Origin of the sequence: Streptomyces sp. AK02-01A (assembly GCF_033795305.1) — a bacterium.
Lineage (GTDB): Bacteria > Actinomycetota > Actinomycetes > Streptomycetales > Streptomycetaceae > Streptomyces.
In genome coordinates, this window is sequence record NZ_JARBAE010000001.1 from 283840 (window position 1) to 296062 (window position 12223).

Sequence of the window (12223 nt, forward strand, 5' to 3'; positions counted from 1 at the left end):
GTACGGGACCATGCGGGCGGCGCGGGCCAGGTCGGCGAAACAGGCACGGCGAAAGGCGGCCGGTAGGCCTGTCCGGCCGATGGAGCGAGCCGGCCGGATGGCATCCGTCGCAACCGCGAACTCCTCGGTCCATCATCCGGAGAATCCCGGGAAAACCGCACCTGGAAGCATTTCCGCATGGAAATGGACGAGCATCGGGCCGACAGTCGAAGTGGGCGGGGCCCGGACGGCATCGTCCGGGCCCCGCCCACTTCGCCGCTGGTCAGCGCGGTCGGTCTACCAGCGGTACCACCGGCCGCGCTTGCCGCCTCCCGATGTGGGACGCACCAGGAAACCGACCAGCCAGACAACCAGCACGATGATCGCGATCCACCACAGTGCCTTCAGTGCGAAACCGGCACCGAAGAGAATCAGGGCGAGCAGAAGAACCAGTATCAGGGGAACCATAGTTATCAACCTCCGAGCAGCCGTGTGCCCTCGGTAATTCCGGCCATGCGCGGAAAGCGAACGTATTTTATTTGTTTTCCCTGTCAATTCCGGGGCATGGCCCGCGCTGCTCCGCGCCGGTCCCTCGGTCGTGGCTTCCCCGCTGCTCCGAGACGGGCTTGCCGTCCTCCAGCCTTGCCGCCTTCCGCCGCCAGGCCTCGTCGGCCGGGCTCTTCGAACAGCGGGATGCGTCGAACAGCGGGATGCGTCGAACGGCCTGGACGGAAGAGCTGTTCTTCACGTGGAGTAGTCAGTCGGATACTTTGTGTGGTGATCAAGTGAGATGTCGGCGAGAGGGGACCCACGGTGGGTCATATGACGGACGTTCCGACCGGTGAAGAGACAGCGACGTATCGGCCCATGCCGGCGGCGCGGGTGGAGCACGTCGGTGTGTTCTGCGGCGCCCGCCCCGGCGCCCGGCCTCAGCACCTGCGCCTGGCGGCCGAGTTCGGCGGCGCGCTCGCACAGCGCGGGACAGGACTGGTCTACGGCGCCGGAGGAGTCGGCATCATGGGCGCGGTCGCGGATGCCGCTCTGGACGCGGGAGCCCCTGTCACCGGGGTCATTCCACGACATCTGTACGAACGCGAGCAGCCGGACGAGTCGCGCAGCGAGGTGATCGTCGTGGAGACGATGCACGAACGCAAGGCGCTGATGTACCGGCTCGCGACGGGATTCGCGGTGCTCCCGGGCGGCTTCGGCACTCTGGACGAGCTGCTGGAGGTGGCGACCTGGAATCAGTTGGGCATCCATCACAAGCCGCTGGTGCTGGTCAACCAGGGAGGGTTCTTCGACCCGCTGCTGACGCTTCTGGACAATATGGTCTCCGACGGCTTCATCAGTCCGGAGGAGCGCGTTGTCATCCAGGTCGCGTCCGGCGTGGACGAGGCCCTGGACCGTCTGGTCAGCCCGGCGCTCGCGCAGGCCGCGTCCCTGATGCCGGCGGCCTCCACCGCCGCGATGTAGGCCCGGTCCGGCACAGGGCGCCGTCCGCCCGCAGGCGTGTGGCATGGCCCTCCACCGGTGGAGGGCCATGCCACAGGACGGAAGGGCTCAGCCGCCGAAGGCCCTCTTCGGCGCGGTCAGGCCATCGGTGTAGACGCCCGTGTTCGGCACAGCGGAATGCCAAGGACTCCGCTCGTCCGGATGAGCCGACCGCCGGACAGGTGCGCCATCGCGAGGGCCGTGTCGCCGTGCCGGACCCGGTATCCCGCCCGGCGGCGGAGACAGCGGCCGTCCTGGTCCGCCTCGCGGTCCGTTCGGTTCCCGGGCGCCGCACTCGCCACAGGGTCATCACATCGGCCACGAGTGCCTGAGTCCTGTGTGGCATCGGCCGACGGCGCGCGAAGGTTGTTTGCCTCAACAGGCAGAGAGCGTTCCTCAAAGGGAATGAAAATGCCTGTGCGAACGGATCGTTCCTGCCGTCTGGTTGACTGTATGGGACTTTCTGAAATCGGGCATGAGTTGTTCGGCCGCGCCAAGTGTATGGCCGCACGTTTGTAAAGGTTCCCAGTGTCCAGACCTATTCTGTGCTTTATCACTGCTGTCGCCCTGGCCGGGGTCATCCTTGGGATTGTTGTCGGTGCCGGCGGCGCCGAGGATGAGCCCGTACATTCCGCCCGGTTCCAAGCCCTGCGTGTGGGGCAGGTGTGCACGGTGAATTTTGATTTCGGTACAGAGATCTCCTGTGACAATGCGGGTCTTGGAGACGTCCGTTTCAACTGCTCTGCTGTCACACGCGGACGATGCCCCGAGGTCGAAGCCGTGACTCTGCTGAATGTGGGCACCGAAACTGTCACCATCGAGTCCGTCAGCGGCACGGGACCGGGCGAACAAAATGTCACCTTGAGTCCTGGACTGCGGCCGGGCTCTCGCACCGTGGTGTCGCCGGCCAGTGGTGACCGCTATTTGCTCGACATCGTCATGCACTCGATCGGGGGCGGTACCGCGGCGGTACGCGTGGTGGACATCTCGTAGGAGGCATTCGAAGTGCCGAGGGATGTCCTGCGGGCTTCGGTCACCGTATTTCTCGACGAGGTCCACCAGCGAGTCGCGGTTCCGGGCGGTCGCGATCACCTGGTCTCCACGCTCAAGAGCGGCAATGGCCCACTGGCGACCGAAGCCGCGGGAGGTGCCTGTGATGAACCATACTTTGGACACGGAATGTCTTTCTTGTGTGCCACCGCCCAGGAAAATGGGCCGGTGCTGTCTGGCCTTGCTTCGGTGACGGGTGTCGACCCCGCATGACTCGTGGATGTTGATTGCGGGATTACGGCCACTCCGACGACGGTAATTACAACAGTCGAACGCCGGAGATCGGTGAACTCCTGAGGCGAATTGCCTGTTCATGCTCGGATGTTGCCCACGCAGGCATCGCGACGGGACGGGCGGATCGGCGCGATCAATGGCGCCGGAATTCCTCACGCTGAGTGCTGGTTCATTCGCCTCGTAGTGGACGGACAGCGAATGTGCGGCAGAGCGCTCAGTGGTCCTGGAAATATCGAACGTGACCGATGGGTCCCGTGGAGGGAAGAGGAGACATCCCACCTCGGCCGGGATCGGTAAGACGACTCTGGCAGTGCATCTGGCGCACCTGATGGCCGACCGCTTTCCGGACGGACAGTTGTACATCGACCTCCGAGGCTACGATCCGTCCCGACCGCCGCTCAGTCCTCAGGAGGTCCTGCACTTCTTTCTGCATGCGATAGGAGTCGCTCCCCAGCGCATACCGAACGATACGGAGAGTCAGTCCGCGCTCTATCGCACCATGCTCGCCGGGCGAAGATTTCTGGTGGTGCTGGACAATGCCGCCGACGCCCATCAGGTGCGGCCACTGCTTCCCGGTACGCCCGATTGTCTGGTGTTGGTCACCAGCCGTAATCAACTGCTCGGCCTGGTGGCTCAGGAAGGTGCCTGTCCGCTGGCGCTGGATGTGCTCACTCCGGAGGACGCCCAGGACTTTATGATGCGCCGCCTCGGTGCCGGACGTGTGGCCGCGGAGCCCGAGGCGGTGCTGGAAATCATCGCTCTCTGCGCGAAGTTGCCGCTGGCCCTGGCGATCGTGGCGGCGCGTGCGGCGGCCCATCCTGGCTTCACCTTGGCCTCTGTCGCCGAGCATTTGCGGCAGACCGACGGTACGCTCGACGGATTCGCGGGACCGGACGGCGCTGTCGATGTGCGCAAGGTGTTCTCCTGGTCCTACAGCGAACTCTCATCACGGGCCGCCAGGCTGTTCCGATTTCTCGCGCTTCGCCCGGGAGCGGACTTCACACTCGCGGCAGCGGCCGCACTCGCGGACCTGCCGGTCTCCGGCGCGCGAATCGCTCTGCGCGAACTGACCGGTTCCCGACTGGTCACCGAACATCTGCCTGGCCGGTACACCTACCACGATCTTCTGCACGCCTACGCCTCCGAGTTGTCGCGCGTCCATGAGACCGAGGCCGAGCGGCGAGCGGCGATCCGGCGGGTACTGAACTACTACGTTCCGCACGCGAAGGCCGCTGCCGCGCTCATCGACCCGGAAAGTGCCTTCAGCCAGGATCCGCCGCCGGCCGCCTTCCCGGCCGAAGCGGCCGCGATGAGCTGGCTCGTCGCCGAGCGAAACGTCCTGCCGGGAGCCGTACACCTGGCGTCCGAGGCGGAGTTGCCGGGCCACGCATGGCAACTGGCCCACTCTCTGGACCGCTTCCAGGAATTGCGCGGTGACTGGCACGAATGGGCAGCCATGCAGAATGAAGCCCTGGAAGCGGCAAGCACGTCGGAAGACCTCAATGGCCGCGCCTACTCACATCGTGGGCTGGGCCGCGCGTATTCACTGCTGCGCCGATACGACCTGGCACTGCACCATCTTGAGCAGGCGCTCCGCCTGTTCACTCAGTTGGACTCCGCGCACGGACAGGCGCACACGCATCGGGCACTGAGCTGGGTGATGACCCGCAAGGACGGACAGGAAGCCGCGCTTCGGCACGCGGAGGCCGCGCTGGACCTGTACCGGTCCGTCGGACATCTCGGCGGACAGGCCGACTCGATGAATTCCATGAGCTGGTTTCTCACCTTGTCGGGGCAGGGCGAGTGCGCCGTCACCCGCGCCCACCAGGCGCTTGTTCTGCATCGCAAGCTGGACGACGGTCTCGGCCAGGCCCGTGTCCTGGACACCTTGGGATTCGCCCATGGCCATCTGGGCAACCATGAGATGGCCATCAGGTATTACCAGCAGGCCGTCGTCCTCTTCGAAGAGCACGAGGACAATTACAACCGGGCCGGAAGTCATAGCCGTCTCGGTGACACCTATGAGCGTGCCGGTGACGACGAGACCGCCCGGCGGCACTGGGAGGTCGCGCTGTCCATCCTTGGCGAACTCGACCCTTCCTGGGCAGCGGAAATCAGTGTCAAGATGCCTGGGCCGGGAGGCTGTTCGGCGGCGCGAAGGTCATATCTTCCCGCACACAACGGCGCCTGACTCACGCGCGGTGCCGCGCCGACGCCTCGGCGCCGGAGCCGGCGAAAGTGTCCGCCGGCGTATGACGCTCCGCGCCTGGCCGGCCGGACTTCACGCCTACGGTGATCTCAGCGCCGCCGGACAGGGCGTCGGGCCTGTCCTCACCGCTCGCGCCGCCTATCTGGCACCCTGCCGCCGCCATGGAGAGCAGTAGCGCCGTCGCCGTTACGCGTACCTTGTCGAATCTCATGGATAAAACTTTCCTTTCCGGTCTTTCGGTCCGACGGACTCTACCGGCGTCATCGGGCCCGTCGGACTTCACGGCGGGATTCTGCCCGGCACTCGCTCGGAAATGCCGTTGTGGAGTGCCCTTAAGGGCAGTGTCCAGGGAAACAATCGGGCAGACAATGACCTGCGCGCTCCTGGCCGGTCGTCCCACGTGTGAGGATGACTTCCCTGGATGCTGGAGCGGGCGATACGCCGGACCATGGGCCGGCGTCGGGCCGGGCGTATGTCCTGGTACGCCGACACCTTCCCGTGGACGCTGTGCCGTCCTGCGGTCATCACCGCATCGCGCGGCGCGAATCGCCCTATCTCCTGGAAATGTTCAGCAGAAACCCCGGGAAGGGAAATTCTTGCATGCGTAGTGGAGCACGATCCGTCATTGTCGGTGGTGTGCTGGTTGTCGTCACCGGCGGAATTGGGTACGGCGGGTACAGCGTATGGGAAAGGGTCACCCACACCATCCCGAGTGGACCGCTGAGTGGTCCGGAGATCGAAAAGGCATCGACGGAATTTCTGAACCGGTGGGCGGCGGGAGACAAGCCCGCCGATATCGCCGAGCTGACCGACAACGCGGCCGAGGCGGCGCCCGTCATCGCCGCGTTCCGCGAACAGGCTCATGCCAGTCATGTGGTGATCGCTCAGGGCAGGGCGACCGGCGCCACGGTGCCGTTCACCGTCAAGGCCACCGTGTCGTTTGACGGAAAGAGCGAGCCCTGGTCGTATCGCTCCGAACTGACGGTCGTACGGGGACCGCTCACCGGCCGGCCGGTGGTCGACTGGCAGCCGTCCGTGATCCATCCCAAGCTGACACAGGACACGCACCTCGTCACGGGCCGGGCCAAGATCCCGTCGATCCGGGCCGTCGACCGCGACGGCACGGAACTCACCCGTGCGAAGTACCCGTCCCTCGCGCCGATCCTGGATCAACTGCGACAGCGGTACGGCGTCAAGGCGGGCGGCACTCCAGGCATCGAGATGTCATTGCGGCACGACAGTCCCGATGTGCCCGACCGGCCATTGCTGACACTCTCCCAGGGCACACCGGGCACGGTGCCCACGACGCTGGACGCCGGAGTACAGGCGGCCGCCGAGCAGGCGGTGCACAGATTCGAGGAGTCCTCGGTCGTCGCCGTCAAGCCCAGCACGGGCGAGATCCTGGCGGTCGCCAACAACCGTAAGGACGGTTTCAACGCCGCGATGCTCGGCAAGCAGGCACCCGGGTCCACGATGAAGATCGTGACCGCGGCGATGCTGATGGAGAAGGGACTGGCGGCTCCCGAGCTGCCGGCCGAGTGTCCCGAGACCGTGGTCTACCAGGGCCGGAAGTTCCACAATGACGGCGGGTTCGCCATTCCCAGCGGCAGTCTCGCGGAGGCTTTCGCCCGCTCCTGCAACACCGCTTTCATCAAACTCATCGACGACACCAAGGACGACGGAGCGCTGAAGACCGAGGCGGAGCAGGTCTTCGGCGTGGGCCGGGACAACTGGAAGACCGGCGTCGTGTCGGCCGACGGCAGTGTGCCGGCCGCGGTGGGCGGTGAGGCGGCGGCGCAGTACATCGGACAGGGGACGGTGCAGATGAACGCGCTCAATATGGCGTCCATCTCCGCCACCGTCAAAAGTGGCGTGTTCCGCCAGCCGGTGATCGTCCCTCAGTCGTTGGACAACCGTCCGCTGGCAGAGGCCGGGCGTCCGCTGGCGCGTTCCGTGGCCGAGTCGCTGCGCTATCTGATGCGACTCACCGCGACCGGTGGCACGGCGGCGAAGGCGATGGCCGAACTCGGCGGCGACAAGGGCGCGAAGACCGGCTCGGCGGAGGTCGACGGCCAGACCATCTCCAACAGTTGGTTCACGGGTTACGAGGACGATCTCGCGGCGGCCGCGGTGGTCCAGGCGGGCGGCCACGGGGCCGATGAGGCGGGGCCGGTGGTCGCGGCCGTTCTGGAAGCGGGCTGACGCGGCCGGCTCCTGTCGCTGGATCAGCACACGCGGTCCGGCCGGCCCGGCGGCGGAGGTCCGGTTTCGCAAGACGGCGTCCAGGGCCATGGAATCGCCATATTCAGCCAATTGATGATGAAACGCGCGTGTTCCTCGCCCGAGACTGCCACCGTGACACCGCTCTCACCTCCGGTTGTCGTGGTCGGTCCAGCGTGGCCGCGGCATACCGGTGTTCCCATCTGGACAGACCACCTAAGGCTGTCCCGCAATCCCCGGCGGGCGCGTGACGACAGCTACGGCGCCTCGCCGCGTTGTCGGAACGCCCGAATGCATCCCGTATGCGAGCGCCTCTCCGCCGTGCGACGCACCGCGTCCGACGCCGCGCGCCGATCCACCAGGGATGACGGGACAGCCCTTGGCCGGACGCTGAGGAGACCGCATGGACGCACACGTAACTCCGGTGGAGCGGACGCCGGGAGAGCGATGGGAGTGGACACAGGAGCGCTACCGGGACGGGATGTTCAGCCACGCGATCAGCAGCGAGCGGCAGCGTCTCGGCCTGCTGCAGTCCGTCCTGGACGGGCATACCCGCTCGCGTTTCACGTCGCTCGGGCTGAAGCCGGAGGACGAGGTCCTGGAGGTCGGCGGCGGCGGAGGGTCGGTGGCCCGGTGGCTGGCCGAGCAGAATGCCAGGGTGACCGTGACCGACCTGGACACCACATTCCTTGAGGAACTGGCCGGACACGGTGTACGAGTGCTGCGACACGACATGTACACCGAGGACTTCCCGCCCGGATCGTTCGACTTCATCCATGCCCGGTATGTGGTGATCCATCTGCCCGACCCGGACAAGGCGGTCGCCCGGCTCGTCGAATGGCTCAAGCCGGGCGGAGTGCTGCTGCTGGAGGAGCCCGCGTCCTTCCCGCTCCTGGACTCTCCGCACCCGGCCTATCGCACCATCATGCGGGCCTTCCGTACGCACCTTGAGCAGTCGGTCGGTACGGACACGCGCTGGGCCCGCACGCTCCCGGTGCCGCTGGAGAAGGCCGGGCTCGTCGACATCGGGCACGACGCCCGCATTCAGCTCGTCAACGGTGGCGACGACGAGGCGGAGTGGTGGCGGCTGAATCTGGAGCAGTCACGGCCGGCCGTCGTGGCCGCCGGACTCGCGAACGACAACGACTTCGAGGCCGCGTACCAGGAGCTGGCCTCGCCTCATTTTCACGATCTCTCCCTCGCCGTACTCACGGCATGGGGTCGCAGGGCGGGGTGACGGCGGCCGCCGGGCGGTCGGGATCCGGCGGCGGCGCGGCGCGGTGACGGAGTGTCCGCCGGTGTCGCTGTCATCGGCTCGTCGACGACAGCGACACCGGCGGGACCACGGGTTTCCGTCAGAGGCGCTCCCGGTCGGTGTTCAGACCGCCAGGTCTCCGACCAGATGGTCACCCGGTACGCCCGCCTTGTCGGGGCGGTAGTACTCCTTGATGCCGAAGGCCCAGGTCTCCACCGTGATCCGATCCGAATCCGTGGGTTCGAAAGCGTCGAAGAGCGCGTGGATGTTGGCGAGTTCGAAGCCGATGGCCGTCATGAGCGCGACGAAGAGGGGCCGCTCGATGAGTCCGTCGCCATCCGGATCACCCAGGGCGGCGAGTGACTCGGCGAAGTCGCCGACCGTCTCGTCGAAGCGCTCCGGAGTGAGGACGCAGGCCGTGTACTCCTCGAAGCTGATCCGGCCGTCGTGATTGGCGTCCAGCTCGGCGGCCAAGGTCGTCCAGTACTTCCGGAAGGCGGCCAGCATCGCGTTTTTCTCCGCCTCGTCGGCATCGGGTGCCGCCTGGATGACACGCTTCGCCATGAGCTCGAAATCCTCGGGCTCAAGGTATTGGTTGCCGTCGGCGTCGAGCAGAGAGAACACCAGCTTGACTCGGTTGAGGGCTTCCGTCCGCATTGGTGTATCACCTTTCGTCAGACCCTGGCCGGCGCGGTTAAACGCCTTCTGTTGGCATGCTTATTCTGTTGTCGTACCGGAGAATTGACGCCAACGCGACGCCAGGAGAAAACGGTGGAGGGATACAAAAGGAATCGCGGTCGCGATCTCCTTGATTCCACCGGAAACCGGTAGACGTTTTCACTATGCGAGACGGCGGTCAGCATGTCCGCAAAATGATTAGCATTCATCAGAAAGGGTGAAGACACCGGTCGGGAGTGCGAGTGGGCCTTGCCCAGCCGGTCGCTTGGCTGGTCAGAGTGGTGCGCCCGGGTGCCTCTGTCCTGCTTGTACGGCCGAGGTGGCGGGCGGCGGCTCCGGCGCGCGCTTTACCGGCTTCCGGATCCCTTTCGCGGTATCGGGACCGTAATCACCATGTCGTCCATCGTCGATGACCGGTCGTAATAATGAGCCGAAAAGGTGCCTTGCATGTGTTTGTTCGTTGGTCGCAGAGGGCATCGGGTCCACGGAAAAGAGGCAAATGATCGCACCATACGGTTTTCTCTGGGCACGGTTTCCTCTGGGCGTTCACAGAAATTCCGCGATGTGGAAGGCGCCGGTGGTGCGCCGTCGCGGATGGACCGGAGCCCAGGGCTGTCCCGTAATCCCCGGCGGGCGCGCGACGACAGCTACGGCACCTCGCCGCGTTGTCGGAATGCCCGGATACATCCAGTATGTGAGCGCCTCTCCGCCTTGCGATGCACCGCATCCGATGCCGCGCGCTGATCCACCAGGGATCTACGGGACGGTCCTTGGGGCGCCCGGCGGAAATTCCTCACATGTGCCGGACGGCGTGGCGCGACTGCGGCGTCTCGCCGTTTCCGGGCGCCGCGTGGGCCGGAGGCGGTCTGTCCGCACTCCGCGTCCTCGCGAGGCCCGTCCGCCGGAGGTCGTACAAAGCCGGCCGCGACCGGACCGGTCCCGTCGACGGTGGTCGGGCCCGGGTGTCCGCGCCTCTGCCCCGTGGCGCCGCCGAACCGCTCTGACCTGCGACGAAGCCCTCCGAGAAGGAGAGCTTCGCATCGCGCGTAGAAGTGTGCCCCCGGCAGGACTCGAACCTGCGGCCAAGTGCTTAGAAGGCACCTGCTCTATCCACTGAGCTACGGGGGCCGGATGGTGGCCTCGGTGACCTGGAGCCCCGGGTGGGTGGTTCCACGACCTTGCCGGGACAAGGATAGGGCTCCGATCGCCTTGACCCGGTTGCTTCACGTGCGTGGCACGATGTGGAGGTTCGGTGAAGCGAACCGATAATCGCAGGCAGGTGCGATTCCTGCATCGCTTTTAGCCTCCAGCGCCCCGGGTGTTGTGCACTCGTTATGCCTGTGCCCCACTCGTCCCGTCTGTCCTGTGACTTAATCGGCGCGCAGAGATGTCCATACGCTTCAAAAAGACTCCAAAATTGGGCATTCTTCGCATGTGGTGACCATGGACGTACGGCCCCAGCTGATCGACGCACTTTCCGCACTGCGCGACTGTGTCGCTGCCGTGCGGCTTCCACTGCCTCTTCCGGGGGCACCGCGTGCTCGGCAGACGAGGGCTGAGCTGCTCGCGCAGCTCGACGACTATCTGCTGCCCCGGCTCCGGGATCCCGAAGCGCCGCTGCTCGCGGTCATCGGCGGATCCACCGGGGCCGGGAAGTCCACGCTGGTCAATTCGCTTGTCGGGCGGCGGGTCAGCGAGGCGGGGGTGCTGCGGCCGACCACGCGCACTCCCGTGCTGGTGTGCCATCCCGAGGACCACCACTGGTTCGCCGGAGTACGGGTGCTGCCGCATCTCACCCGGGTGTGGCTGCCACAGCAGGAGGAGGAGCGGGGCGCCGGTGTCCATGGCGCGCAGGCCGTCGAGGAGAACGCGCTGCGCATCGACACCGCCGCGACGCTGCCTCGCGGGCTCGCGCTGATCGACGCTCCCGACATCGACTCGCTCGTGGTGGTGAACCGTCTGCTGGCCGCCCAGTTGATCTGCGCCGCCGATGTGTGGGTCATGGTGACCACCGCCTCCCGGTACGCGGACGCGGTGCCGTGGCGTCTGCTGCGTACGGCCAAGGAGTACGACGTCTCGCTGGTGACCGTGCTCGACCGGGTGCCGCATCAGATGATCGACGAGGTGTCGCGGCGGTACGGGGCACTGATGACCAGAGCGGGCCTGGGACATGTGCCGCGGTTCACCATCCCCGAACTGCCCGAGTCGGCCGGCCGCGGCAGCGGGCTGCTGCCCGCCACCGCCGTCGCGCCGCTGCTGGCCTGGCTGACCCACCGGGTGGAGGACCCGGCGGCCCGTCAACAGGCCGTGGTGCGCACCGCGGCCGGAGTCATCGACTCGCTGAATGTACGGATGCCGGAGCTGGCCGGGGCGGTGGCGGCGCAGTACTCCGCCTCGGTGCGGCTGACGAGCGCCGTGGAGGAGTGCTACGCGGCCGAGGCGGAACGGCTGCGCCGGCAGCTTCAGCGTGGCGCGGTGCTCGCCGGGGACGCGCGGGCCCGGTGGCGCGGTTATCCGCGCGACAGTTCGGCGCGGGAACTGCTCGATTCGCTGGTGGAGAGCCTGGGCGCGCTGCTCCAGTGCGCGGTGGCCGCCGCCGACGAACGGGTGGACGAGACATGGCGGCGCGAACCGGCGGCCGGGGCCCTCAACAGGTCGGCTTCGGACAGGGAAGTGACCGAGCGGGTCGGGATGGCCGTACGCAGGCTGCGCCGGGTCCTTGAGGAGATGGCCGAGGAAGAGGTGCGGCAACTGGAGCGGAGCACCGCGCCGGACGCCGAGGCGGTGGCGGCCCTGCTCGCGGCGGCCCTGCTCGGCGGGCGGCGGGCGCGAGCCGCGGGAGAGCGGCTCGCCGAGCGGATCGGAGCGCAGGGCGCGCTCCGGCTGCGTGAGCGGGGCGGCAAGCTGATGACCACGTACATCGATCGCGTACTGCATGCGGAGCGCGACCGGCGGCTGGCGCCCCTTGACGCCCTTGATGTGAACCCGGCACCGCAGGCCGAATTGATCGCCGCGCTGTCCGTACTGCAGAGGGAGAGGCGACCGAGGTGACCGCTGTGACGGATGAAACCGGTGCGACCGACGATGCCGGAAAGGCTGGAGGGCGC

The 12223-nt window shown here is 66.7% G+C and carries 9 protein-coding genes and 1 tRNA gene; 5 read left to right on the top strand and 5 right to left on the bottom strand.

The window, feature by feature from the left end; translation table 11 throughout:
• Window positions 1-276 precede the first annotated feature (276 nt).
• The gene (locus tag PV679_RS01215) at window positions 277-447 is read right to left on the bottom strand and encodes a hydrophobic protein (RefSeq protein ID WP_319678275.1); all 171 of its coding nucleotides are present in this window, start codon (window positions 445-447) and stop codon (window positions 277-279) included.
• A gap of 354 nt (window positions 448-801) precedes the next feature.
• Between PV679_RS01215 and PV679_RS01220 the strand changes: the two genes are divergently transcribed.
• The gene (locus PV679_RS01220; RefSeq protein WP_319678276.1) at window positions 802-1452 is read left to right on the top strand and encodes a TIGR00730 family Rossman fold protein; all 651 of its coding nucleotides are present in this window, start codon (window positions 802-804) and stop codon (window positions 1450-1452) included.
• Window positions 1453-1866: 414 nt separating this feature from the next.
• On the opposite strand, the gene PV679_RS01225 is transcribed toward PV679_RS01220, so the two are convergent.
• Window positions 1867-2646: a hypothetical protein gene (locus PV679_RS01225; protein WP_319678277.1), complete on the bottom strand. Its 780-nt coding sequence runs from the start codon at window positions 2644-2646 to the stop codon at window positions 1867-1869.
• Between the two features lie 346 nt (window positions 2647-2992).
• Here PV679_RS01225 and PV679_RS01230 point away from each other — a divergent pair, with 346 nt between their 5' ends.
• Window positions 2993-4945 (top strand): tetratricopeptide repeat protein, encoded by a 1953-nt coding sequence (locus PV679_RS01230; protein WP_319678278.1) that lies wholly within the window; start codon window positions 2993-2995, stop codon window positions 4943-4945.
• A 1-nt stretch (window position 4946) separates the two neighbouring features.
• On the opposite strand, the gene PV679_RS01235 is transcribed toward PV679_RS01230, so the two are convergent.
• Window positions 4947-5174 (bottom strand): hypothetical protein, encoded by a 228-nt coding sequence (locus PV679_RS01235; protein ID WP_319678279.1) that lies wholly within the window; start codon window positions 5172-5174, stop codon window positions 4947-4949.
• Window positions 5175-5563: 389 nt separating this feature from the next.
• Here PV679_RS01235 and PV679_RS01240 point away from each other — a divergent pair, with 389 nt between their 5' ends.
• Together PV679_RS01240 and PV679_RS01245 are read left to right on the top strand one after the other, a co-directional pair.
• Entirely contained in the window at window positions 5564-7165 is a 1602-nt protein-coding gene (locus PV679_RS01240) for a penicillin-binding transpeptidase domain-containing protein (protein WP_319678280.1), read from the top strand.
• A 421-nt stretch (window positions 7166-7586) separates the two neighbouring features.
• Window positions 7587-8420: a methyltransferase domain-containing protein gene (locus PV679_RS01245; RefSeq protein ID WP_319678281.1), complete on the top strand. Its 834-nt coding sequence runs from the start codon at window positions 7587-7589 to the stop codon at window positions 8418-8420.
• Between the two features lie 141 nt (window positions 8421-8561).
• Here PV679_RS01245 and PV679_RS01250 read toward each other — a convergent pair whose 3' ends face one another.
• Window positions 8562-9095, bottom strand: coding sequence for an EF-hand domain-containing protein (locus tag PV679_RS01250; protein WP_319678282.1), 534 nt, complete (start codon window positions 9093-9095; stop codon window positions 8562-8564).
• A 1076-nt stretch (window positions 9096-10171) separates the two neighbouring features.
• Window positions 10172-10244 (bottom strand) — tRNA-Arg (locus tag PV679_RS01255).
• A gap of 315 nt (window positions 10245-10559) precedes the next feature.
• On the opposite strand from PV679_RS01255, the gene PV679_RS01260 reads away from it, so the two are divergent.
• Window positions 10560-12167, top strand: a complete 1608-nt coding sequence (locus PV679_RS01260; protein WP_319678283.1) for a dynamin family protein — start codon at window positions 10560-10562, stop codon at window positions 12165-12167.
• Window positions 12168-12223 lie beyond the last annotated feature (56 nt).

What these genes read in the sequence shown, in the direction of transcription:
- PV679_RS01215 (WP_319678275.1), bottom strand. Translation starts at nt 447, where the DNA reads ATGGTTCCCCTGATACTGGTTCTTCTGCTCGCCCTGATTCTCTTCGGT.
- PV679_RS01245 (WP_319678281.1), top strand. Translation starts at nt 7,587, where the DNA reads ATGGACGCACACGTAACTCCGGTGGAGCGGACGCCGGGAGAGCGATGG.
- PV679_RS01260 (WP_319678283.1), top strand. Translation starts at nt 10,560, where the DNA reads ATGGACGTACGGCCCCAGCTGATCGACGCACTTTCCGCACTGCGCGAC.
- PV679_RS01220 (WP_319678276.1), top strand. Translation starts at nt 802, where the DNA reads ATGACGGACGTTCCGACCGGTGAAGAGACAGCGACGTATCGGCCCATG.
- PV679_RS01240 (WP_319678280.1), top strand. Translation starts at nt 5,564, where the DNA reads ATGCGTAGTGGAGCACGATCCGTCATTGTCGGTGGTGTGCTGGTTGTC.
- PV679_RS01235 (WP_319678279.1), bottom strand. Translation starts at nt 5,174, where the DNA reads ATGAGATTCGACAAGGTACGCGTAACGGCGACGGCGCTACTGCTCTCC.
- PV679_RS01250 (WP_319678282.1), bottom strand. Translation starts at nt 9,095, where the DNA reads ATGCGGACGGAAGCCCTCAACCGAGTCAAGCTGGTGTTCTCTCTGCTC.